This window comes from Flavobacterium sp. PL12 (assembly GCF_039123485.1).
GTDB lineage: Bacteria > Bacteroidota > Bacteroidia > Flavobacteriales > Flavobacteriaceae > Flavobacterium > Flavobacterium weaverense.
This window is the reverse complement of the sequence record NZ_JBANDI010000026.1, coordinates 33,897-58,262: the sequence shown is the minus strand read 5'-3', so window position 1 is coordinate 58,262 and position 24,366 is coordinate 33,897. Positions and strand designations below refer to the sequence as shown.

Below are 24,366 nucleotides of genomic sequence, written 5' to 3'. Positions count from 1 at the left end.
TGGTTGTTTAGCGACTTCAAGATACTGAATTTCAGTATCTTGACCAATATCTAAGTCATTTATTTTACTTTAAATAATTACACCCAACGGGTTATATTTATTTATTTATTGTCTCTCAAATTTAACCAAATCATTATCAAAAAACGACTGTATTAGTAAAACATTGTGAAAAACAATTAGTGATAAAATAATGTAGATGATTAGATATATTCACTAGTATTACTGCTGTTTTATCGCTTTTCATAGCTCTATAATTTTAATAATCAAAACTATATAAAATTCTACATTACTAAGACGTGGGTATATTAACGACAAAAAAAAACGCTATCCTTTCGAACAGCGTTTTTCTGAAAATATTATATTTTACAAACTTCTTTTAAAATCAAGTTCTGCACTATTAGAAGAGAAAAACTACTCTAATTTAGGCAATATAACAACTCTCATATTATAGAATGTAAATGCTTGAATATCTACATTTTCCTGAATTGTTGCTGCAACAGATTTTCCAGCTCCGTGACCTGCATTAATGTCGATTCGAATCAAAACAGGATTTGCACCCGTTTGTTTTTCTTGCAATTCAGCAGCAAATTTAAAACTGTGTGCTGGTACAACTCTATCGTCATGGTCACCAGTTGTAATCATCGTTGCTGGATATTGAATCCCTTTCTGAATGTTATGTACTGGAGAATATCCTTTTAAATAATCAAACATTTCCTTACTATCTTGAGCTGTTCCATAATCGTAACCCCATCCTGCACCTGCAGTAAAAGTGTGGTAACGCAACATGTCTAAAACACCTACTGCTGGCAAAGCAACTTTCATTAATTCTGGACGTTGTGTCATTGTAGCTCCTACAAGAAGTCCACCATTTGAACCACCGCGAATAGCAAGATAATTAGGTGACGTATATTTTTCAGCAATCAAATATTCTGCAGCTGCGATGAAATCATCAAATACATTTTGCTTTTGCATTTTTGTTCCTGCATCATGCCATTTTTTTCCATATTCTCCACCTCCACGTAAATTAGGTACTGCATAAACACCACCATTTTCCATCCATACTGCATTTGCAATACTGAAACTTGGCGTCAAGCTAATATTAAATCCACCATATCCATAAAGCATTGTTGGATTAGTTCCGTCTAAAGTTAATCCTTTCTTATGTGTAATAATCATTGGGATTTTAGTTCCGTCCTTCGAAGTATAGAAAACTTGTTTTGATTCGTACTGCTCGCTATCAAAATCCACTTTTGGTTTTTGGTATACAGCTGATGTTCCAGTTTCTGTTTCGAATGAAAAAGTAGAACCTGGCGTAATGTAGTTCGCAAAAGAATAATAAAGTGTTTTTTCTTTTTTCTTTCCACCAAAACCTGCTGCAGTTCCTATACCTGGTAATTCAATTTCACGAATCATTTTTCCAGAATAATCATATTGTTTAACTACTGAAACTGCATCTTGCATATAATTAGCAAAGAAGTAACCTCCACCAGTTGAAGGAGATAATACGTTTTCAGTTTCTGCGATGAAATTTTTCCAACTTTGTGGCTTTGCATTATTTACTTCAGCAGTAACGATACGTCTGTTTGGCGCATCTAAATCTGTTACGATAAACAACTTAGACCCTTCATTTTCAATAACACTGTTAGCACTATTAAAATTGTCAACAAGAGTAACAATAGGACTATTTGCTTTTGATAAATCTTTGATATATAGTTCATTCCCATAAGTGGAATTAGCTGCCGTAATTACTAAATAACGATTATCATCAGTTACGTTTCCACCAACATATCTACGTTTTTTGTCTGCACCAAAAATTAGTTTATCAGTTTTTTGAGCAGTTCCTAATTTGTGGAAGTATAATTTGTGCTGATCTGTTTTTGCAGATAGTTCGCTTCCTTTCGGTTTATCATAACTTGAGTAGTAAAAACCTTCATTTCCTTTCCAAGAAACACCGCTAAATTTCACATCTACAATTGTGTCTTCGACAATTTTTTGAGAAACAGCATCCATGATAATTACTTTTCTCCAGTCGCTACCACCTTCTGAAATGGCGTACGCAACTTTCGACCCATCTTTAGAAAAATCTAGTCCTCCTAAGGATGTAGTTCCATCTTTAGAAAAAGTATTTGGATCAAGGAAAATAGTCTCATTTCCTTGTGCATCTTTTCTATATAAAACGGATTGATTTTGCAAACCATTGTTCTTGTAGTAATAGGTAAATTCTCCCTCTTTAAATGGTGCGCCTATTTTTTCGTAATTCCATAATTTTTCCATTCTAGCTTTAAGTACGTCTCTAAATGGAATTTGAGCTAAATAATCATAAGTGACTTTATTTTGGGCTTTGACCCAAGCACCTGTTTCAGCAGATTTATCATCTTCAAGCCAGCGATAGGGATCAGAAACTTTACTGTCGAAATATACATCTACCGTTGTACCTTTATTAGTTTGCGGGTATTTAATCGTATTTGACTTTTGATCTTGAGCAAAAGTTGCTAATGTAGAAGTCACAGCCATTATTAAAAAAGTTTTTTTCATTAGATTCTGTTTTAGGTTATTACAAAAATAGACAAATAGTTAGCTCTCCTCCTATGCGGAGTCTTAAATAAAACTAAAAAGCAATATGCTATCACGTAGTGCTGTTTAGACAGTAATTTACAAATCAAAATTTACACCTAGAACGATGGTTCTTCCTATGTTAGGAATACCATCCGTTTTAAGACGGGAAAGATGCGCAATATATTTTTTATCCAATAAGTTATTACCATTCACACTGATATCGAATGCTGTTTTACCTAGTTTCATCGTTCCTCCAAAACCTAAATTAACTAAAGTGTAACCATTTGATGTTGTTTCAAAACCACTTACATTTTTTTGGTTGAAAGTGCTGGATACATTTAAAGTTGCATATCCATCTTCCAGTAAATTTTTAATTTTAAATTCTGTTCGAATAGTGTTATCCCAATTATTTGCTGCAATTAATGGCAGGTAATCACTATTTTGTTTTTTCCCAGTTACGGTTTCAAAACTAGTTTCGAAATGCAACCAATCCAATGGATGTGGATGTAAATGCAGACCTACTTCACCACCATACAATTTAGCGTTATCTTGAATATAGTCAAAAACTAGATTTGTATCTATCGTTTCTCCAGTCGCCGAAGTGTAAATATAATTATTAATATGATTGTAAAATCCATTTACAAAAAACTCAAAATGACTGTTCTTATATTCTAAATTTAAATCGGTTTGAACGTTTTGCTCCGTTTTTAAGTTGGTATTTCCCACCTCATATCTATTAGTTCCTTCATGAACTCCATTTGAAGTTAACTCAGCTAAATTTGGAGCTCTAAATCCTGTCGCGATGTTTAAACGCAAAGTCAAATCATCCACTAAATTAGTTTTATAACCTAAAGCAGCGTTGAAACTATCAAATGATTTATCGACCGCTTCAAACGATCCTTCCTCGCCTGCAATTCCTTGAGCTTCTGTTTTAATATTTCTATTATCAAAACGCAGTCCTGCCTGCAACACATTGCGATTCCATTCATAATTAGCAGTTCCAAAAACACCAAAATCATTTGTTACTGCATCCGGAATTAGATATTCTTCTCCTGAATTTCTGTTGGTCTGATGCATTCCCTGAACTCCGACGATAGTTTCAATTTTTCCCGTTTTTGGTAAATGGTATTTTAAATTATAATTGAATGTTTTTAATTTCATGTGCAAGGCTGCGTCGTTACTATCTTCAAACTCGCTTCGGTCATTAGCGATATAACCTAAATCCAGATCGATTTTTGAATTTTCTAAATAAAATATAGAGTTCAAACTTAGTAAATGATTAAAAATTCCTTGTTTTGGAAATTCTGTTTTTTTACTAGTGCTCTGTTCGGCAATTCCTTCCTCTGGAATTCCTAAATCTAATTTATTATAATTATAACGTAGAACTGTAGAAAATTTAGAGTTACTATAACCAATACCTGTTTTAAAATCAGTTTCGTTGTAACGCGTATTGGTCACTCTCTCACCATCAGCAATTTTATAATCAGAATGTGTGTTATAACTTACACGAGTCATAAATTTCCAATTATCAGTTGATTTTTTCAATCCCAATGAAGTGTTACTTCCGAGAGTATTTGAAAAATATTTTTGGCTAAAATTAGCTTTAAAAGTATTCGCATTAGCAAATTTCTCTGGGTTAAAATAGAGCACGCCACCCAAAGCATCCGAACCATATAATAGCGAAGCGGGTCCTTTTATAACCTCAACACTTTCTACTCCCGCATCATTTAAACCTAACCCGTGCTCATCACCAAACTGCTGATTTTCTATTCGAACACCTTGAGAATAAACTAAAACTCTGTTTCCACTCAAACCACGTATAACTGGCTTGCCAATGGAAGCTCCAGTTGAAACTTGAGAAACTCCGGGAATAGTCGCTAATCCTTCGATTAAAGTTGAAGTTCCTTTTCTTTGTAAGTTTTTAATAGTTTCGTGTTCTACTTTCATCACGTTTTGTGATTGAATTTTATTAAAAGCGGTAGAAACAATTACCTCATCCATTTCAAAGATCGCTTCTTCAAGTAAAACGTTTAGAATAATTTCGTTAGATCCTATGCTTACACTTTGATTCTGAGTTGCGAATCCTAGCATAGTAAAATTGATTTTCAAGGTTCTATTAGGCAAATTAGAAAATTGGTATTTCCCATTTTTGTCTGTTGTAGTTCCTTTATGCAGTTCTGAAATTGATACGGAAACGCCTTTAACAGGTAGGTTAAACATATCAGTTACAGTACCTGAAATTGTATTTTGCGCTTGCAAAAATGCAGATATTCCCAAAAATAGGGCTATGATAAATTTTTTCATTGAAATGATTATAGTATTTCGCGTTTCGGCTTAAGCCAAAAAAAGATACCGTAAACGGAAATGTGATTTAAATACAGTAAGTACTTCGCAAAATCAAAGATGTGAAATTGCGTAGAAAAAAAATCTGAAATAAGCTTAAATAAATTTAGCTTAAAGTATTTATTGGGGGACCGCGAAGGGAATAAGAACTGCCAGAAAAAGTAATTACAATTTTCTGATCAATGCTAAAATAAGGTATTTCGGCATTAGATAAATATAGCTGATAGCTTACGTTTGTGGGTGTAATGTAGGTGCCAAGCGTAAAATGACATACATAACAATGATCAATATTATGATGTTCATGGGTGATTTCAGTACCTGAAACATTGTACTGATGCTCGCAATGCTTTTCTGAAAGTTGCTTTGAAATATGCTCATACGTATGCAATGATTGAAACAGTATTGAGAACAATACTGTAAAAACCAGGGAAAGACTTAATATGAGCTTGTTGCTTTTCATGTTTGGCAAAGGTAGTAAAACAAAAAACTACAACTGTAAAAGTTGTAGTTTTTTAATTCTCTGTGAATTCAATGAATTTAAACCAGTTTTGCAGCTACTAAATATTCTGCAATCTGGATGGTATTTGTCGCTGCTCCTTTTCGTAAATTATCTGCTACAATCCACATATTCAATGTGTTTTCTTGGCTTTCATCTCTACGGATTCTACCCACAAAAACATCATCTTTACCCTGTGCGTACATTGGCATTGGATACGTATAAGTATCATTATTGTCTTGAACAACTATTCCATCTGTGTGATGCAAGATGCTTCTCACTTCACTTAAGTCAAAATCATTCGAGAATTCTATATTTACCGCTTCGCTGTGACCACCTACAATTGGCACGCGAACAGCAGTTGCAGTAACAGCTATCGTATTGTCACTTAATATTTTTTTAGTTTCACGAACTAATTTCATTTCCTCCTTAGTATATCCATTTTCTTCAAATGAGTCACACTGAGGAATTGCGTTTCTGTGGATTGGATATTTATAAGCCATTTCACCTTTTACTCCGGCGTACTCATTTTCTAATTGTGCAACTGCTTTTACTCCAGTTCCAGTAATTGACTGATAAGTAGAAACGACAACGCGCTTAATATTATATTTTTTATGCAATGGCGCTAATACTAGAACCATTTGAATTGTAGAACAGTTTGGATTTGCTATAATTTTATCTGCCTTTGTTAATTCGTGAGCGTTAATTTCAGGAACAATCAGTTTTTTCGTTGGATCCATTCTCCACGCAGATGAGTTATCAATAACTGTAGTTCCTGCTGCTGCAAATTTTGGAGCCCATTCAAGTGAAGTATCTCCACCTGCAGAAAATAAAGCAATATCTGCTTTCATATCTACGGCAGTTTGTAAGCCAACAACGGTTAGCATTTTACCATCGAATTCAATTTGTTTACCAACTGATCTTTCAGAAGCTACAAGAATCAATTCGTCGTTAGCCGAAATAAATTTTCTTTCTGCTAATACTTTCAACATTACTTCGCCAACCATTCCGGTAGCACCAACAACTGCAATTTTCATAGTATATTTTTATTATTGAATATAAAATTTGAAAAACAAAAGTAAGTAATATTCAAATCAAAACAAGGTAGTTAACAAAAAATAACAAAATGTTTAAAATATAACAATTGCTATTTAAGCTTTGCTTATAAACTCATTAAATGAATATTATGCGTACAGAATTCAGTCATAATAAAAAACTTCGTCTAATTGTTGATCATCAATTCATGTTGCAATTGAAATTATTCTAGTAAAACTTTTTCATGCAACCTTAAACAAAACACTAAATGTGATAAAAAAGAAAAACCGTCTCAATGAAGAAACGGTTTAGATTAGAATATATAATGTAGCGGAAATTACTTCTTTAACAGATCTCTAATTTGGATAAGCAATTCTTCTTGTGTAGGTCCTACTGGCGCTACAACAACAACAGCCTCTTCTTTTTTCTTCGCTTTTTCAGCTGCTCTTAAAACAACAAAAATGAAGAAAGCAATAATTACAAAATTAATAATTGCTTGAACTAAATTTCCGTAAGTTATTACGGCAGCTCCTGCAGCTTTAGCAGCAGCTAGATCTGGATAAGAATTACCATCAAGTGTTATGAATTTTTGTGTAAAGTCAATACCTCCAGTAATTAAACCTACGATTGGCATGATTACATCATCAACTGCCGATCCGACAATTTTACCAAATGCTCCACCAATAACAACGGCAGTCGCTAAACTAATTACATCACCTTTCATTAAAGATGCTTTAAAATCGCTAAAAAATCCCATAGTTTTCTTTTTTTTGTTAGAACTGCTTTTTGTGTAAAAGCAAAAATAATTAAAAAATTAACATTTGTATATCTAACATTAAAAAAAACTACTATTCTCTATAAAATACTCTTTTAACTCTTTGCGAAATACTCGTAAGCACTTCGTATGGAATCGTTTGCAGCTTATCAGCTATGTAACTAACAGTTGGATTCCTACCAAAAATGATCACTGCATCACCTTCTTTACATTCAATTTCGCTACAATCGACCATCAACATGTCCATACATATACTTCCTACTATAGTTGCTTTTTGATTTTTGATTGTTACAAATCCCACACTATTTCCCCAACCTCTAGAAATCCCATCAGCGTATCCTATAGGAATTGTTGCAATCTTTGTTGGTTTTTCAGCTATAAATTTTCTTCCATAACCTACACTTTCTCCCGCCGCAATAGTCCTGATTTGAGAAATTATTGATTTCAAAGTACCCACATTTTCTAGTTTTTTTTGTTCTTCACTATCGTTTGAAACTCCGTAAAGACCAATTCCTAAACGGACCATGTCGTATTGCGAATCGACATTATTACTAATTCCTGATGTATTTAATATATGACGAATAGGTTTTATATCTAATTCACTAATTAATTGGCTGGATAACTTTTCGAATAAATCAATTTGTAATTTTGCAAAATCTTTGTGAATTAAATCATCACTAGTAGCTAAATGAGATAAGATACTTTTCACCTTTACGTTTTGATTTCCTTTTAAAGTAGCAATCAATTCATCAATCGTATTGGCTTCAAAACCCAAACGGTGCATTCCTGTATCCAATTTTATGTGAATGGGAAAATCCTGTAATCCTTTTTGAGCGGCCATTTTGAGAAAAGCTCGAAGTCCTTTTAAACTATATATTTCAGGTTCTAATTGATACTGAATAATAGCGTTAAAACTAGTGTTTTCAGGATTTAAAACCATTATTGGTGACTGAATACCTAAACTTTTTAAAGCTATTCCTTCATCGGCGAAAGCCACACCTAAATAATCAACTTTATGGTGCTCGAGCAACTTAGCAATTTCGAAACCACCATTTCCATAGCCGAAAGCTTTTACCATTACCATAATTTTTACATTAGGTTTTAGTTTAGCTTTATAAAAATTCAAGTTATAACTTATTGCGTTAAGATTTATTTCAAGAACAGTTTCATGTGTTTTCTCCTCTAACAACCAGACAATTTCTTCGAATTCAAAAGAGCGAGCTCCTTTCACTAAAATAGTTTCATTTGAAAAGTCTATGTTATCGTAATCACTAATAAATTCAGCTGTATTTTTATAGGTTACGCACTTTTGAAACTTATATTTAAATTCAGAGATTGTCTCTCCTATTCCAATAACTCTACTAATATTATTAGACACGATTAATTCTGCAACTTTAGCGTATAATTCTTCCTTATACAATCCACTTTGAAAGATATCAGAAAGAATAACTGTTTTATTATCCGATTGTTTCTGACTTTCGAGAAAATCTAAAGCTATTTTTAAAGACTGAAAGTCTGAACTATAGCTGTCATCAATAATACTGCAATTGTTAATTCCATTTTTAACTTTTAAACGCATTTCTACGGGATACAACATTTTCATCCTATTCTGAATAGTGAAATGGTCATAATTAAAATAAATTAAAACCATTAAACATGAAATTGCATTTTCTATCGAAGCCTCATCTTGAAAAGGTATATTAATTTTAAAATCTTCTTTATTGTAACAAACTTGTAATTCTGTTTGCTCTCTATCAGTTTTCTTTCCAATGAAAACATCTGCTTCCTGATTCGTAAAACTCCACGTAAAAGCATTTTGTCGTTGAGAAAGTATCGAAGTGATATTTTCATTAAATTGGTAAATGACAACTTCACAGCTTTGAAAAAGCGACATTTTCTCTTTTACTTTCTCTTCTAAATTTAGAAAACCTTCATCATGTGCAGAACCAATATTAGTAAGCACACCAACAGTTGGTTTAATGATATTTTGTAATTTATTCATCTCAAATCTACTTGAGATTCCTGCTTCGAAGATTCCAAGATTATGCTGTTCATTAATCGCTATAACAGACAACGGAACTCCTACTTGGGAATTGTAACTCTTTGGACTTCTAATAACATTGTAGTCAGGACTCAGTAGAAAATTAAGCCACTCTTTTACTATTGTTTTACCATTACTTCCGGTAAGACCAATTACAGGAAAATCAAAAAGACTGCGGTACTGCGCTGCAAATTCTTGTAATGCAGTCAAGGTGTTCTCGACAATATAAAAATTTGCACGTTCTTCACAACCTTCTGGAATGTGACTGACAACAAAATTACGAACGTCATTTTCAATAAGATCAGAAATATAAATATGCGCATCAGTATGAACGCCTACCAATGCAAAAAATAAAGTTTGAGAACCGTTTTGTAAAGACCTACTATCAATAGAAACCGAATCTAAAGCTGTGTCAAATTGATTACCAACAAACTTTGCCGGTATACTTTGGATGCTATTGAAAATTTTTGGATTCATAAAATGAGAGTAGATAGGAATTAATTTTTTTCGAAATAAAATAGTGTTTTGGCCACCCTTTCGGGGCTTTAACTTTCGTAAAAATACCATTTCTTTTTACAAAGACGACCCCGATATTCAATTTATATAGTTAAAGGAAGTTCTATAAATCAACAAACAACTTCGATATGTTGCCTTAATTTTTACAGATTAGTTATATTTGTTTGCTTAAAGAAACTAATATTTTGAAAAAATTACTTCCTTCGTTTTCATATGTTTTCCATCCGATTTTTATTCCGGCCATAGCTACATTGTTTTATCTTTTCTATTACAATGCTGATTTTGTAGATCAAGAAAAAATATTCATTTTCTTTCAGGTTGCCATAGTAACTATAATAATTCCAATTTTAGTTTTTATACTATTGCGTGCCACTGGAAATGTTGATACCATAATGATTTCTAAAACATCTCAAAGAAAAATTCCATTGGTTGTCCACTGCTTTTTAATCATATTATTACTTAGAAAAAGCATTAGTATTGATCGCTACTTCGAGTTACATTTTTTCTTTTTAGGAGCATTGATGAGCACTTTATTAGCTTTAATTTTATTATTTGGGAATATAAGAGCAAGCCTACACATGATGGCCATGAGTTCATTAACAGTTTTTGTAATAGGATTGAGTATTCATCTTCAAATGCAGAATATTGTCACTATTACAATATTGATTCTACTAAATGGTATTGTAGCATCTTCCCGCTTAGAAATGCAGGCGCATACGAATAGAGAACTCGTTTTAGGATTTGCTCTAGGCGCTATTCCGCAAATACTTCTATTGTATATTTGGTTATAGAATATAGAATATAATCCCTAAATTCAATGCGTTCATTTTGACGGGTTCTCCAGCAATTTTAGCCGACTTAAACAACGGATTTAAACCGTAATAAGCGTATAAATTTATGGTATTATAACCGGAAGAAATATAGGCTCCGTACTGAATTTTATCAAAATCTTTGTTTCCATTGATATGAGTTTTTCCCATACTACTATTGAAAGCTGACTTATCATATAGCAAGTAGCTGAACTTTATTCCAGTGTAAATACGCCAGAACTTATGGCTTTCGAAAGTGGAGGTTCGCCATCTAAATTCTACAGGCACGTCAACAGAAAGTAGAGAGAATTTATTCTTAGAATATTTTGCATCAGCATCAATAATCGCATATTCATTCCCTGAAGGAGTTGAAGTAATGGACATGTTTTGATTGTAGTTATTATAAGAGAATCCAATACCAGAAGCAATGGCAACAGTTCGTTTCTTATTGATTGGCATATCTCTTAGAAACCCGCCTGAAAATCCTGAAGAAAATTTGCTTAGCGACAAACCTGCAGGCTTATCGCTAAGTGTGTTATACGTTATTGCAAAATAAAACTGATCTTCTCTATACAAGGAATCGATCTTTGCAAGAGGAACAATTTCAGGAGCTGTATTTTGCTGTGCAAAGACATTCAACACAGTAAAAAAAAGAAAACAACTTAGAAATAATCGCATACCATTTTTGTTTATTAAATCATTAACTCAATTTGAATCCTTTTATAAAGCTACAAATATAAGATAATGGAGTTTTCAAATGCTTTTAATACTTGAATTTTAAATATACGGCTGATAAAAGATTATCTAGAAACGGTGGTCAAGGAGATTTGCCATCATCAAAATATAAGTTCCAGCAAAAAACTGAAAATTTAAACAATTACGATTTTCTCGTTGGAAGAGTCCTCCTATTGAGACTAACTCAAATTGATTTTAAAATAAATAAGGTAAACTATTCAAATTATCATGATGGAAGAGTCCCTACTATTGAGAGTAACTGCAATTGATACTAAAATAAATAAGATTAACTATTCCAATTGTCACGCTGGAAGCGTCCCGAACAATTAATGTAATTTGAGAGTTTTTTTTGTGACATTTCAAAACTGATAAACATGTATTTAAATTGCGAATCTTTTCGAATAAATTAGACAAAACACAATTAGGATTAACTCTGTTGATCCCCTGAAGAGACTTCTCACAAAAAAATACTGATTGGCATTTCATGCTTGATCCTTTTCGTTTTAAAGCTTAGCCAAACTAAAAAGTTTGACACGCCAAGTAAAGGATTAACTCCGTTGATCCCGCAAAGGGGCGTCTCACAAAGAAATAATGCTTGGCATTCCATGCCATGAGCCTTTTTTGTTTTACCGCTTAGCCAAACTAAAAAGTTTGACACGCCAAGTAAAGGATTAACTCCGTTGATCCCGCAAAGGGGCGTCTCACAAAGAAATAATGCTTGGCATTCCATGCCATGAGCCTTTTTTGTTTTACCGCTTAGCCAAACTAAAAAGTTTGACACGCTATAAAACAAATAATGCTCCCCTTTCAGGAAGCATTATTTCTTTGCAGAGAGGAAGGGATTCGAACCCTCGATATGTTGCCATATACACGCTTTCCAAGCGTGCGCCTTCAGCCACTCGGCCACCTCTCTATTTTATTACGGTTGCAAAGAACACTAAAAAAAATGAGTTAGAAAAGCAAAACCTTATTATTATATTATTTCTCCACGTAATGAAGTTTCAAATATTGATTTGAATTCGCTAGCCTCAATTTTTTGACTCAGTAAAAACATTAATTTTGTTATTGCCGCTTCAGTAGTTATATCTTTTCCAGAAATAACTCCTATTTTTTTCATCCCTGTGCTTGTTTCATATTGTCCCATACTTACACTTCCGCCTGAGCATTGAGTTACATTAATAATATGTAAACCATCACTTATTGCTTTTTTTAGTAAGTTTAAAAACCAGTCTTCGGTAGGCGCATTTCCAGCTCCGTATGTTTCTAAAACAATTCCTTTTAGACTTGGTATATTTAAAATGGCAGATAATACAGCCTCGCTGATTCCTGGGAACATTTTGATAACCGCGACGTTCGTATCTAGATATTTATGAACTTTCAACACTTTCTCTGGAGAATAAGGTAAAAATAATTCTGGACTCATTCTTAAATGCACTCCTGATTCTACTAAATCAGGATAATTAGGAGATGTAAATGCTTTAAAATGCTCGGCATTTATTTTTGTGGTTCTATTTCCTCTATATAATTTGTATTCAAAATAAAGGCAAACTTCACTTATTACTGGACGATTGTTTTCTCGTAAAGAAGCGATTTGAATAGCTGTAATTAAATTCTCTTTAGCATCGGTGCGTAAATCGCCAATAGGCAACTGCGAACCAGTGAAAATTACTGGTTTTGCTAAATTTTCTAGCATAAAACTCAATGCTGATGCGGAATATGACATCGTATCTGAGCCATGTAACACTACAAAACCATCAAATGAATTATAATTTTCCTGAATGATTGTTGCGATTTTTGCCCACTCATTAGGATTCATGTTCGAAGAATCAATTGGATCACCAAAAGAAATTGTTTCAATCTCGCAATCTAATTGCTTCAGTTCTGGTATGCGCTGCAATAATTTACTAAAATTGAAAGCTTTCAAAGCGCCAGTTTCAAAGTCTTTTTTCATACCAATGGTTCCACCGGTATAAATAAGAAGTATTTTAGCTTTATACGACATCGTGGTATTTCAATTTATTCACTACTGGATTTGCATACATTGCTAGAAATCCATCTAATGCTACAGGATTATCGTGATCAATTCGCATTTCTAAGCGGCGCTCAAATAATGATTTCTCATTTTCTGTGTATAAATGTGAATAACGCTCCGTTTTCTTTACAATATCAAAAGCGATGAAATTAGTTGGCCATAAGTGATAATTGCTCAAAATTGCATCATCAATAACTTGTGCTAAAGACACAATTTGCTTATTTGAACTTTCATTATTCTCTTTTATATCTTCAATTTCAGTGTCCAAAACTTTACCTACGTGAATATGAATTCCTTTCTTTTGACCTAGTGCACCACTAAGAATCGTCATGAAATCCTCATTTTTATCTTTTACGTACACTTCATTGTTTGCTTCAGCCATTAACTGCGGCATTTTCAAAGCATCCGTTGGATCGTACTCATAAGAAATAGAAACAGGTACAATTTTAATTTTCTTGAAATAGTCCATTAAATTCTTTTCATCAGAACCCATTCCAAGCATTTTCAAAATACCAGGATTAGTTTCATCTCTTCCATCTTTAGTTCTACCTTCTCGTTGTGCAATCCACACCGATCGGTTTTCATGCAACAATAAATGTCCTATATATTCTGACAGTAATTTTGAACTTTGCAACATTTCCCTTGGCGTTAAGCCACGTTGTACTAAAAAGTTACGATTTAGTTTAGCCAATGTATTTAAAAATGACATTTTAACTAAATTATCTCCAATAGCCGAAGCCGTCATTACTAAACCGTTTTCAAATAAAGCAGTATTTAGTAAAGTAGTATCCAATAAAATGTCACGGTGATTCGAAACAAATAGATATGAAGTATTAGGCTCCAAGTTTTCAAAACCTGAAGTTGTCAATCCATCAGAGCTTTTCTCTAATACTCTTTGAACAGATTGATATATAACATTACATTGAAAATCGCGGATAGAATGCGTTTTATGAAGTTGTTCTTTCCAAACTTCATCCGCAACATCTGGGAAAGTAAAATTCATCAATGCTTTCATCATAGGATGATTCACAACATTGTTAAGTGCTTCGTTTATTTCGGAATCATAAAAAGGCCGAATAGCGTCAAATCTCTGCATTTTGGTTCTCAATTATTTAATTGGCAAATGAACAAAAAAAATATGTAAATAATGTGAATTCTATTTTAAATACCAAAAACGGCTTTAGAATTCGCAGTCGTAATTTCGGCAATTTCTTCAACCGATAAATTGTAAATTTCAGCTAGCTTCTCCGCCACAGCAACTACATAACTGCTTTCGTTTCTTTTACCTCGATACGGAATGGGCGCGAGATAAGGCGAATCTGTTTCTAAGACAATATGCTGTAAATCAATTTGGTTTAGAAACTGGTCGATTTTACCATTTTTAAAAGTGACAACTCCTCCTATTCCTAGTTTCATGTTGTAAGAAATCGCTTTTAAGGCTTGCTCGTACGTTCCAGTGAAACAGTGAAAAATACCGAACAATTCATCTGATTTTTCATCTTCTAAAATTTGGAAAATCTCATCAAATGCTTCCCGACAATGAATAACAATTGGTAAATTATACTTTTTAGCTAATCTTATTTGACTTCTAAAAGCAATTTGTTGCTCCTCTAAATGTGTTTTATCCCAATACAAATCTATTCCAATTTCACCTATTGCGTAAAACTTTCTCTTCTCTAGTTCACACTCTACATGCAACAATTCTTGCAAATAATTATCCTTAACATATGTTGGGTGCAAACCCATCATTAAAAAAACATTCTCAGGATAGTTTTTCTCTAATTCATACATACTATCTGTGCTCGAAGAATCAATTGCTGGAATAAAGAAACGTGAAACACCAGCGTCAATAGCTTTTTGAATCATCTTGTTTCTATCTTGGTCAAATTCTTCGCTGTAAAGATGCGTGTGCGTATCGGTTATTATCATTAGTTGTCAAAAATATTAACTTGCAAAATTACAACTATTACATAAAGATTCCCAAAGTAATTTTGTCCAAATATCTTACGTTTATTGTTATACAAAATTAAAAAGGCGCTGATTTCTTATCGAAATCAACGCCTCTATATTTCAGATTCTTACTTGGTAAAAATTATTTCAGATAATTATTAATTTAATTCTTTAAGTAGTTTTTGAACAGCATCGTAATTCTCATAATCCGATGGAATTGTCAACAGAATTTCTTTACACGACTTATATTCTTCTTGTTTTAATTTGGCTAAAGCCAAGCCATAAGTAGCTTTATTTTTATAGATAGAATTTCCAGACTGCAGTGCTAAAAAAGCAACTTCAGCTTCTTTAATTTTATTATTTTCTAATAACGAAACACCATAATAATACTGAATCTCAGCGGTTTTATTCTCATTTAAAATTAATTCAAATAACGGAATTGCTTCAACATAATTTTTTGCATTGAAAGCATCTTCTGCTTGTTTCAGATAATCACTTTGCTCGCCTCTTTCTATAAAATGAGCTTCATCAAATTGATTAAAATCCTCAAAATTTGGTTTCGAATTTGCATCAAAAAGAAATAATCCTACTAGCAGAAGCACCGACGCGGCAACCAAATAAAACACTGGTTTGAAATTTACTGCCTTTTTATCCTTTAAGTTAGAATTTTGCTGAGCGATAGCTTTTAGATTTTCAGTGAATGCGTTACGTTCTTCTTCAAGTGTGAATTTATTTTCTAATTGCGCATGTACATTCTTAAATGTCTCGAAGTTAGATGCCACTTCTTGATCTTCTTGCAGTAGCTTTTCAAAATTATCTTTCTCAACTGCAGTTAATTCGTTTTGAAGATATTGATCGAATAATATATAGTTTTCCTCGTTCATGGCTAGGTGATTTTTAATGATTTAAAACGGCTATTTTCCCGAATCCACTGCGTTAACTGTCCAGTACACAATGATTTTTTCTTACGAACATATCCATATGTTACTTGGAGCTTTTCGGCAACTTCCTCCATCGATTTTAAAGTAAAACTTAACTTTAAAACTTCTTGGCATTTATCACCTAATTTATGAAACATCAAATCAAATAATTCCTGCTTCTCTTCAAAAATTTCAGTTTGCGTAACCATTTCCTCAGTGGGTTCATTATTAGATGTATACTCATCATTAATTGTTACCCCTTTATTAGAAGCTTTTTTTAATTCATTTAACCACTTCCTTTTACACAGTAAAAAAAAGTAAGCATCAAAAGGACAACTGAGTTGCAGCTTATTGGCTTTAGCCTGATTAAATAGCAAAATCATAATTTCCTGAACAACATCCTGAGCTTGATCCTCATCTCCAGAGTTATTTCTAATATAAGAAATGACTTTAGGAACAAACTTTTTATAAATAGACTGAATGATAGCCGAGTCATTATTAGCAAGTCCTTCTATATAAATTTGATCGCTATGAATAATTTGAGTAGCCATAAAAAAAACTTTTTATTGGCTAAAGTAAAAAAAAGAAAGTGAAACAAATGAAAATCAGTAATCTGAAATAGCTCAAAAGAATAAATAGATAAAAGTTTTAAAAATAGGGGTAACAATTTTAAAGCAAAATTGATATTAAGAAAACAAGAGACACTTAACCTTTAAATAAAGTAGCAATGAGAAGTCATCAATTAAACAGCCAAGCCGATTTTGATAAATTCCAGCAAAGACTTTCTAATAAAATTCAATCTGGTTTTAGAATCATCGAGCAAAATAACAAATTGCCATACGTGGTTTTATGTCGAGAAAGAAAAAATATTGATCACTCTTATTATCTTTTTCTTTCTTGTATTACAGTTGGAATATGGCTACTTGTTTGGGTTTATGTTTTAATCAATGATTCGCAAAAAAACCAAATCCTAATTGCACTAGATGAAGACGGGAATGTTTTTGAAGATAAATGTTTGCCGCTAAAAAATTAACAACTGAAAATTAGAAATCATGAAAAAAAATAATCAAAACGGAATTTTTTTATTGTTAAATAAAAAGTTCACATACCTCTTAGCTTTAATCTTCGCATCTACATTATTTTTTAGTTGCGATACAGATGATGAATTACCTACAAGTTGCCCAAATGTTGAAATATTAGGATATAATATTGAGCAAGGAGCATTGACGGGCAATTTTGGCTCTTCAGTAAACTCTTTAAGTATTCCTAATTTTACAGTTCTTACTGCAGTTCCACAACCAGTAAGCTTTCAATCATCAGGAACGAACAATGCAGTTTTTAATCCTTCTACAAATGAATACGTACTCGTTTCTGCTGAAAGAGGAATCGTAACAAAAGTAAATACACTAACTAATATTTCTACTGCAAGTACAATTCCAGCGTATTCTTCAACTTCGCTATTATACTGAGTCGTAAATGCGCCTGTAATTGTTGGCGGAAATCTTTATTATGGTTGTTATGATTTTACAAATTAATTGTTTTCGCTTTTAGATTCTAATTTCAATATAATTCCAGCGTCAACAACTGCTATTGCTCAAAGTAGCTTAGAAGGTTATAATTCCCAAACATTTACTGCTGCAACTAACGGAATAAATACGATTTACTTTTTACTGGGTAACCGCATTATTACATACAACACCGCAACATTAGGAACTGCAATTGTCTCAGCAACTATTACGCCACCCACAGGAAGTAGTATTGGGCTCTCTTATATTTCACTCGAATTTAAACAAGGAAATACACTTTATGCAATAATGGAAGATGCTGGAGTTTCAAATTCGAAAATAGTGGAACTAAATGTCTCAAACCCACTAATAGTAACAAAAACTGACATTTTAACTTTAGGTTTTGAAGTGAACCCTGAATTTTACAGCTCTGTTTACGATGACTGCAACAAGGTTTTTTATGTCTCAACATTACAAGGAATAACTGGTTATCCTAACGGACAAATCAGTAAAATAGATCTTTCAGGAACGCCTACTCTTGTAAGTACAACACTCACAACTTTCGTTGAGCTAGGACTAACCTTAAAAGATTAAATATTCAGGGCTGATAATTAAAAAACGTGATCAAAATATTATTAAAATTAAAATCAGGGTAACAATTTCAAACATAAATTGATATAGACATATAAACACACAAGAAGTTTTAAAAACAACTCAAAATAACAACAATCTAAAAACTAGAAACCATGAAAACAAATTTAAAAAACATCGGATTATTATTCTTAGCAACAATTCTTTTCAGCAGTTGTAATGATGAAAATGATATCACTACTGCACCACCTTCAGCATCAGAATTTAAAGCAGTGAGAAAAGAAGCATTAGATAAAATGACACAGAAATTTACTTTGACAGCAGGAGCTGGGCTTGTAACACTAACTTCTTCAAACGGAGTAAAAATAGGAATTAATGGAAGCTGCTTAACTAAAAACGGAAATCCGGTTACCGGAATAGTAGACATTGAATACGTTGAAATATTCAAAAAAGGAAATATGTTAGTTACTAACAAACCTACGATGGGAATTATGCCAAACGGCGATCGAGCATTACTAATTTCAGGAGGCGAATTTTTTATCAAAGCCACTCAATCTGGACAAGACCTAGGAATTAGTTGTAATATGACTTTACAAGTGCCTACAAACTTAACAGGCGGTCTTGATGCTTCAATGATATTATGGAATGGTATCATTGATGCAAATGGAGATTTAGCATGGCAAAATGCGATGAATCCCACAGGCGCAAACGGTGACAAAGGCGGCGTAAAAGGAGAACAAAATAACTATTTCGTAAGTTTTGGAAAATTTGGATGGACTAATGTTGACCGTTTTTATAGTGATCCAAGACCTAAAACATCACTTCTTGTTGCTGCGCCACAAGGTTACAATAATACAAATAGTGCCGTATATTTATCATACGATGGCGAAGGTCAAAATGCATTAGCACAATTAGATACGTACACTGCAGCAGGATTATTTAGCGAGCATTACGGCCAAATTCCAATAGGTTTAGCTTGTCACGTAATCTTTGCTACGGAACAAAACGGACAATGGAGATATGCAATAAAAGGCGTAACCGTTCAAGCAAATGATGTCTACACCTTCACATTAGCAGATACAACAGTAGGAACTGAAGCTCAATTAATCGCTGCGATCAACGCAATTCAATAGCAGACTTGGAGATAATTTTAGAAAAGTGGTGATTTGCTCACCACTTTTTTTTACATTTAAATGATTTTGACTATGTTAGAAGTCATTTTATCAATAAATTAGCTAATATTCTGGAGCTAATCCTGCTATCCGTTACAATCTTTTAATCATAAAATTAGTTCAGTGGCCTGAACTAATTTTCTAATAAAAAGGATTTTCACTACTATCAGGGCTAAAAAAAAAATGATTATGAGAACACTTCTAGTAATTTTAATCTGCTTTATGGCAACAACCATCTTTTCTCAGAAAAAAGTAAATGATACGATAACTCGAAGAGCTACTATCACTTATAATCAAAACGGAAATGCCGTTTCTTATAAACCAGAAACACCGCCGCTTATTCCTATCGCTGGCGCACCAAAACCTAGTTTTTCTTATCTATGGGAACTTGGTGATGGTAATTACAGTAAAGAAGCAGAACCTAAACATACTTATAAAAATAAAGGAACTTATACAGCTCGATTAACGGTAACTAACAATTACGACAATGGGAAACCACCTGCGACACGACCAAAAAAAGTAGTTATAAACGAGATTTCAATTACCCTATACAAAGACATTGCATCAATTGAAGACCAAAATGGATTCAACATTCAAAAGAATTGTGATCCTATTCCAGAACAAGAGATTGTAGTTATATTAAGTTATCAAAACTTAGAAAACTATGTTACAAACGGAAAATTATATCTTTTCTACAATGAGAAACAATTTAAAAATAAAAATTTCGAATTAGTTGATTATCGCGCACAGGCTAGCGAAAGAGAAATCAAGGAAAATACAATCGCGTCGATAAACGATCTTGATAATTCCAACTCATATTTAGCTTCAAATGAAAATTTGGCTCCAGCCAAAAAATATAGAGATACTACAACTGAAGAGGACTTAGATGCTACTTTAAAAACCGCCAAAGAAACATTTTCTGATGTATCCATTTTAGAATTTGACGACTGCAACCCATCAGAAACTAGAAACATATTTTACACTTTTAAAACCACTCCTGAAATGATTAAAGACACAAGCGCAACGGTAACAATGCGCGGTATATTTATTCCCAACAGAAGTTTTAAAAATCATAAAATAAAAAATTTAGAAATGGAAATCGTTACTTCTCATGATCCTAATAAAATGGGCTCAAATGGAAGCTTCATGAATTATAGATTAGTGCGCTTCAAACGGGTAAATTTCAAAACTCGATTTCAAAACAATGGAGAAGGTCCAGCGAGAATGATTCGTTTAGAAACCGATATTCCGGATATGTTTGACAAGAAAACATTTAAAATTGAGGACATGTATCCCAAATGTCCAATATGCCCCAAAGATGAAATTCCAACTACAAGCTGTTTAGACACTATTATAAAACAAAAACAAATATTTTTTACTTTTAAGAACATTTACTTGCCCGGAAGCAACCAAAAAAATGTTAAGGAAATCGATAGCACCAAAGGATTTGTAAAGTACTCCATGAAATTTAGTGATGACTTTCACAAAATAAAAACAAAGAGTAGAACAGCTATAATCTTTGATAAAAATGAACCCATAATAACAAATTACGCAACCACAAGATTCCTTCCCGGTATTTCTGTAGGAGCTAAAGCAGGCTATAATCTATACCCTGATTTAGTAGATTCTAAAAGTTATTTTGTGGGAGCAACTATTTCTCCATTTAAATCATATCGCTATTACTGGCAAGCAGAATTCATAAATAGTTTACACAATTATAGCAATAAAACAGGCATCTCAGAAGAGATTTTAGATACAGCTGCTGGAGTAAGACAATTACAACGCACCACAACGGAAACGAGAAATGAAAATATAAATTGGGAAATCCCTATTTTAATTCGGTATAACATCAATAATTATATAGGAGTTGGCGCTGGAATACAAGGAAATATTAATGTATCAGAAAAAGAAAATAATGATCTAAAAATCGAAACTTTTGAAAGTTTAAAAGACACTTTTCTAATCAGCACAAAAAATGAAAAATCAGCAGATACTAATTCCTTTAACACAATTAAAACTGGAATACTTCTAGATCTCACCATAGGTGCAGCGAGAATAGGACCTAGTTTAGGAGCACGATATGTCCTGAATTTTAAAGATAATTTTAATTATTTTCAGTTTTATGGAATATGGAAGTTTTAAAATTGCAACAATTTACTAAAAACTTGCGTGTAGGCGAAAAAAATGTTTTCTATAAGTGGAAAGCCTTATTTAATGGAAGTTTATCATCCTTTCAAAATATTTTTATTTTAATAGTTTTTATTTTTTCAGGTTCAATTTCGGCTCAAAAGACCAATACTTTTGAAGAAAAGATCAATTTAAATGTTGATCGTTTTACGGAAAATCCAACTGCAGAAAATTTAAAAAAATTAGAAGCATTTGATAAAAATATATCTCATTCCATCAATAGTCTAAAAGACAAAAACGAACTACTCGCTTTTGTAATACTAAAATCAAATCTTGGTTATTACCAAAATCAATTAAACAAAAAACAGCAGGCGATTTCTAACTATGAAAAAGCATGGCAAATCTATCAGAAGAATCGATTATCAAATTATGATATTATTGAGTATTGCTTAAAACCACTTGGTAATCTTTACACAATAATTGGCGACTTTGATAATGCTGAAAATATAATCAAGCAATATTATTACATCGCTACTCAAACCAATAATTTGCAACAGCAATATGCTGCAGTACTCAATTTATCAAACGTTTATCAAAATACTGGCCGGATAAATGATGCAATTGCTTTACTTGAAAAAACCATTCGATCACAAAATTTAACTGATTTACAAAAAGGAAATTTATATAATAATTTAGGCTCTAATTATTTCTTGAATACCAATTCTAATAAAATTATTCCTAATGATTATGAAAATGCTGAGAAGGCATTTTTAAAGGCGATTTCATTATTAGAAAAAGGTAAATCACAAAATATGGCTTTAGCAAATACCTATCGCAACTTATCAAAGTTAAAATTACAGCGAAATGATGCAAAAATGGCTTTAGTATATTTTGAAAAAGCAAGAAATCTGTTTAATAAAAATTCAAGCATCGATCCGCGAAGCAAGTCAGAATTCCTTTTTGATGAAGCTAATCTACTTTTCAAAACAGGAAAACTTAAAGAATCAGCGGTACTAATTACGCAAATATTTAAAAATTTAATACCGTCATTTGATAACAAAAAGACAGATTTACCTAATAAAAATATAATATACGCAGATACAATGCTATTAGACGCATTTGACTTACAAGCTGCTATTTACACTATTGAAAATCAGCCTGAAAAGGCGCTCGAATGTTATGGTCTTTCTTTTCACATTGAAGAATTATTTCAATCTTTATTAGTCTATGAGAATTCTAAAATAATTAGCCAACTTAGAAATAGAAATCGTACAGAAAAATGTATTGCTATATATGAATCTTTATATCAAAAAGATAATCAAATCACCCATCTTGAAAATGCATTTTTACTAGCCGAAAAAACAAAGTCAGCAGTTTTAAAGCAAGTTTTACTGAATTCATCGAAACAGTCAACGCTGCAGAAAAAAATTGCTCAACAACTACAAAATGAAAGCAACCTCATTTTAAAAGAACAGCAAAAAGGTGATTTAGCAGATATAGTTAAAATAAATAATTCTATTAAAAAACAGAATGAATTGATGCTGCAATTAAAGCAATCAGCGTCAGAGACGGAAAGTAATCCAAATAGCGGTATTATTTTGAGTGATCTTTATGCTAAGCTCGAAAAAGATAATGCAATAATGGTAGAATATTTTTCTGGTATTAATAAAATGTATTCATTCGCTATTGCTAGTAACAAAATCTATCTAAATTCCTTTAATAATAATGCTCACGTTTCAGTTAAAATCGTTCAGTTCATAGATTTCTTTAATGATGCAAATACGATTGCAAACTCGCCAGCTGACTACAATAAGTATAGTAACATGGCCTACAAATTACTAAAACTACCGGTGAACTCAGCTTACAAAAATCTATTAATTGTACCCGATGGACTTTTAAACTTTCTTCCTTTTGAAGCTTTAATCACAAAAGAATCAGCAACTACTAATTTTGCTAAAATGAATTATCTACTGAATGATTACAACATTGGATATCAAAATTCAGCACAATTTTATTTAGAGGCTAACCGAGCTAAAAGAAAACCTGTTGCAACAGTTCTAGGTATTTTTCCAATATTCAAAAAAACTCCTTTTGAATTGACGTTCTCAAAAGACGAGATGCAATCGATTAAAGAAAAATTTAAAGGAAAGTATTTTGATAACAGTAGTGCGACATTTGGTAATTTTAAAAATAATGCAAATCTCTATTCAATTTTACATTTATCCACACACGCTTCATCAGGAGATATTGACAGTCCAGCCAGCATTAAATTTTCCGATCAAGAAGTGATGTATTCAGAACTTTATCATTTAAACATTCATCCAGATTTGGTAGTTTTAAGCGCATGTGAAACCGGAATTGGAAAATTATTTAAATCTGAAGGTGCGATGAGCATAGCAAGAGGATTCCAATTTGCCGGAGCACAAAATCTACTGTTTTCATTATGGAAAGTGAACGATTACACCACTTCACTATTTATGGATTTGTTTTACAAAAACATCAAAGAAAATCAATCATATATCGAAGCAAACGCAAATGCAAAGAGAGATTTTTTAAAAAATAAAACCATTTCAAATGCTAAAAAATCTCCTTATTACTGGAGTGCACTTGTTTATTACGGAAACATTGAAAAACCGCCGAGTACTAACTATTTAGTTTACGGATTAATAATCTTACTCGGAATTGGATTATTTATTAGCTCAAAGTTATTTCTTTCGAAAAAGAAAAGACGGAGTTAAGACATTTAAATATCAAATATTCTTG

Annotated in this window: 18 protein-coding genes and 1 tRNA gene; 7 read left to right on the top strand and 12 right to left on the bottom strand. The window is 32.4% G+C overall.

Annotated features, from left to right (window positions below):
- Nucleotides 1–411: 411 nt before the first annotated feature.
- From RCH19_RS12310 to RCH19_RS12290, 5 genes are all read right to left on the bottom strand, one after another.
- Complete coding sequence (locus RCH19_RS12310; protein WP_343023472.1) at nt 412–2,535, bottom strand: prolyl oligopeptidase family serine peptidase; 2,124 nt, start codon at nt 2,533–2,535, stop codon at nt 412–414.
- A 117-nt stretch (nt 2,536–2,652) separates the two neighbouring features.
- Nucleotides 2,653–4,860 (bottom strand): TonB-dependent receptor, encoded by a 2,208-nt coding sequence (locus tag RCH19_RS12305; protein WP_343023471.1) that lies wholly within the window; start codon nt 4,858–4,860, stop codon nt 2,653–2,655.
- Between the two features lie 576 nt (nt 4,861–5,436).
- Complete coding sequence (locus RCH19_RS12300) at nt 5,437–6,432, bottom strand: aspartate-semialdehyde dehydrogenase (RefSeq protein WP_121924547.1); 996 nt, start codon at nt 6,430–6,432, stop codon at nt 5,437–5,439.
- 335 nt (nt 6,433–6,767) lie between these two features.
- Complete coding sequence (gene mscL / locus RCH19_RS12295; protein WP_121924548.1) at nt 6,768–7,187, bottom strand: large conductance mechanosensitive channel protein MscL; 420 nt, start codon at nt 7,185–7,187, stop codon at nt 6,768–6,770.
- Nucleotides 7,188–7,278: 91 nt separating this feature from the next.
- Nucleotides 7,279–9,723: a bifunctional UDP-N-acetylmuramoyl-tripeptide:D-alanyl-D-alanine ligase/alanine racemase gene (locus tag RCH19_RS12290; RefSeq protein WP_343023470.1), complete on the bottom strand. Its 2,445-nt coding sequence runs from the start codon at nt 9,721–9,723 to the stop codon at nt 7,279–7,281.
- Between the two features lie 224 nt (nt 9,724–9,947).
- On the opposite strand from RCH19_RS12290, the gene RCH19_RS12285 reads away from it, so the two are divergent.
- Nucleotides 9,948–10,553, top strand: a complete 606-nt coding sequence (locus RCH19_RS12285) for a hypothetical protein (protein WP_343023469.1) — start codon at nt 9,948–9,950, stop codon at nt 10,551–10,553.
- Here RCH19_RS12285 and RCH19_RS12280 read toward each other — a convergent pair.
- The 7 genes from RCH19_RS12280 to RCH19_RS12250 form a co-directional block, all read right to left on the bottom strand.
- Complete coding sequence (locus RCH19_RS12280) at nt 10,548–11,249, bottom strand: porin family protein (protein ID WP_343023468.1); 702 nt, start codon at nt 11,247–11,249, stop codon at nt 10,548–10,550. The genes RCH19_RS12285 and RCH19_RS12280 overlap by 6 nt on opposite strands.
- An 885-nt stretch (nt 11,250–12,134) precedes the next feature.
- Nucleotides 12,135–12,219, bottom strand: a tRNA-Ser gene (locus RCH19_RS12275).
- A gap of 60 nt (nt 12,220–12,279) precedes the next feature.
- Entirely contained in the window at nt 12,280–13,308 is a 1,029-nt protein-coding gene (locus RCH19_RS12270) for an asparaginase (RefSeq protein WP_343023467.1), read from the bottom strand.
- Nucleotides 13,298–14,434 (bottom strand): 1-acyl-sn-glycerol-3-phosphate acyltransferase, encoded by a 1,137-nt coding sequence (locus tag RCH19_RS12265; RefSeq protein WP_343023466.1) that lies wholly within the window; start codon nt 14,432–14,434, stop codon nt 13,298–13,300. The genes RCH19_RS12270 and RCH19_RS12265 overlap by 11 nt, the downstream gene beginning before the upstream one ends.
- 65 nt (nt 14,435–14,499) lie before the next feature.
- Nucleotides 14,500–15,267: a TatD family hydrolase gene (locus RCH19_RS12260; RefSeq protein WP_343023465.1), complete on the bottom strand. Its 768-nt coding sequence runs from the start codon at nt 15,265–15,267 to the stop codon at nt 14,500–14,502.
- Between the two features lie 179 nt (nt 15,268–15,446).
- The gene (locus RCH19_RS12255; protein WP_343023464.1) at nt 15,447–16,172 is read right to left on the bottom strand and encodes a tetratricopeptide repeat protein; all 726 of its coding nucleotides are present in this window, start codon (nt 16,170–16,172) and stop codon (nt 15,447–15,449) included.
- Nucleotides 16,173–16,174: 2 nt separating this feature from the next.
- Complete coding sequence (locus RCH19_RS12250; RefSeq protein ID WP_343023463.1) at nt 16,175–16,759, bottom strand: sigma-70 family RNA polymerase sigma factor; 585 nt, start codon at nt 16,757–16,759, stop codon at nt 16,175–16,177.
- A 176-nt stretch (nt 16,760–16,935) separates the two neighbouring features.
- Between RCH19_RS12250 and RCH19_RS12245 the strand changes: the two genes are divergently transcribed.
- From RCH19_RS12245 to RCH19_RS12220, 6 genes are all read left to right on the top strand, one after another.
- A complete protein-coding gene (locus RCH19_RS12245) occupies nt 16,936–17,241 on the top strand; it encodes a hypothetical protein (protein WP_343023462.1) in 306 nt (101 codons plus the stop codon).
- A gap of 19 nt (nt 17,242–17,260) precedes the next feature.
- A complete protein-coding gene (locus RCH19_RS12240; RefSeq protein ID WP_343023461.1) occupies nt 17,261–17,677 on the top strand; it encodes a hypothetical protein in 417 nt (138 codons plus the stop codon).
- 66 nt (nt 17,678–17,743) lie between these two features.
- Complete coding sequence (locus tag RCH19_RS12235; RefSeq protein WP_343023460.1) at nt 17,744–18,307, top strand: hypothetical protein; 564 nt, start codon at nt 17,744–17,746, stop codon at nt 18,305–18,307.
- A 152-nt stretch (nt 18,308–18,459) separates the two neighbouring features.
- Nucleotides 18,460–19,437 carry a hypothetical protein gene (locus tag RCH19_RS12230; RefSeq protein ID WP_343023459.1) on the top strand — a complete coding sequence of 326 codons (978 nt, stop codon included), beginning with the start codon at nt 18,460–18,462 and terminating at the stop codon, nt 19,435–19,437.
- 228 nt (nt 19,438–19,665) lie between these two features.
- Entirely contained in the window at nt 19,666–21,618 is a 1,953-nt protein-coding gene (locus RCH19_RS12225) for a PKD domain-containing protein (RefSeq protein ID WP_343023458.1), read from the top strand.
- Nucleotides 21,606–24,341, top strand: a complete 2,736-nt coding sequence (locus RCH19_RS12220) for a CHAT domain-containing tetratricopeptide repeat protein (protein WP_343023457.1) — start codon at nt 21,606–21,608, stop codon at nt 24,339–24,341. The genes RCH19_RS12225 and RCH19_RS12220 overlap by 13 nt, the downstream gene beginning before the upstream one ends.
- Nucleotides 24,342–24,366 lie beyond the last annotated feature (25 nt).

Bases quoted from the DNA above. Each gene is read 5' to 3' on its own strand.
- RCH19_RS12310 (WP_343023472.1), bottom strand. From the start codon at position 2,535: ATGAAAAAAACTTTTTTAATAATGGCTGTGACTTCTACATTAGCAACT.
- RCH19_RS12305 (WP_343023471.1), bottom strand. From the start codon at position 4,860: ATGAAAAAATTTATCATAGCCCTATTTTTGGGAATATCTGCATTTTTG.
- RCH19_RS12300 (WP_121924547.1), bottom strand. From the start codon at position 6,432: ATGAAAATTGCAGTTGTTGGTGCTACCGGAATGGTTGGCGAAGTAATG.
- mscL (WP_121924548.1), bottom strand. From the start codon at position 7,187: ATGGGATTTTTTAGCGATTTTAAAGCATCTTTAATGAAAGGTGATGTA.
- RCH19_RS12290 (WP_343023470.1), bottom strand. From the start codon at position 9,723: ATGAATCCAAAAATTTTCAATAGCATCCAAAGTATACCGGCAAAGTTT.
- RCH19_RS12280 (WP_343023468.1), bottom strand. From the start codon at position 11,249: ATGCGATTATTTCTAAGTTGTTTTCTTTTTTTTACTGTGTTGAATGTC.
- RCH19_RS12270 (WP_343023467.1), bottom strand. From the start codon at position 13,308: ATGTCGTATAAAGCTAAAATACTTCTTATTTATACCGGTGGAACCATT.
- RCH19_RS12265 (WP_343023466.1), bottom strand. From the start codon at position 14,434: ATGCAGAGATTTGACGCTATTCGGCCTTTTTATGATTCCGAAATAAAC.
- RCH19_RS12260 (WP_343023465.1), bottom strand. From the start codon at position 15,267: ATGATAATAACCGATACGCACACGCATCTTTACAGCGAAGAATTTGAC.
- RCH19_RS12255 (WP_343023464.1), bottom strand. From the start codon at position 16,172: ATGAACGAGGAAAACTATATATTATTCGATCAATATCTTCAAAACGAA.
- RCH19_RS12250 (WP_343023463.1), bottom strand. From the start codon at position 16,759: ATGGCTACTCAAATTATTCATAGCGATCAAATTTATATAGAAGGACTT.
- RCH19_RS12245 (WP_343023462.1), top strand. From the start codon at position 16,936: ATGAGAAGTCATCAATTAAACAGCCAAGCCGATTTTGATAAATTCCAG.
- RCH19_RS12240 (WP_343023461.1), top strand. From the start codon at position 17,261: ATGAAAAAAAATAATCAAAACGGAATTTTTTTATTGTTAAATAAAAAG.
- RCH19_RS12230 (WP_343023459.1), top strand. From the start codon at position 18,460: ATGAAAACAAATTTAAAAAACATCGGATTATTATTCTTAGCAACAATT.
- RCH19_RS12225 (WP_343023458.1), top strand. From the start codon at position 19,666: ATGAGAACACTTCTAGTAATTTTAATCTGCTTTATGGCAACAACCATC.
- RCH19_RS12220 (WP_343023457.1), top strand. From the start codon at position 21,606: ATGGAAGTTTTAAAATTGCAACAATTTACTAAAAACTTGCGTGTAGGC.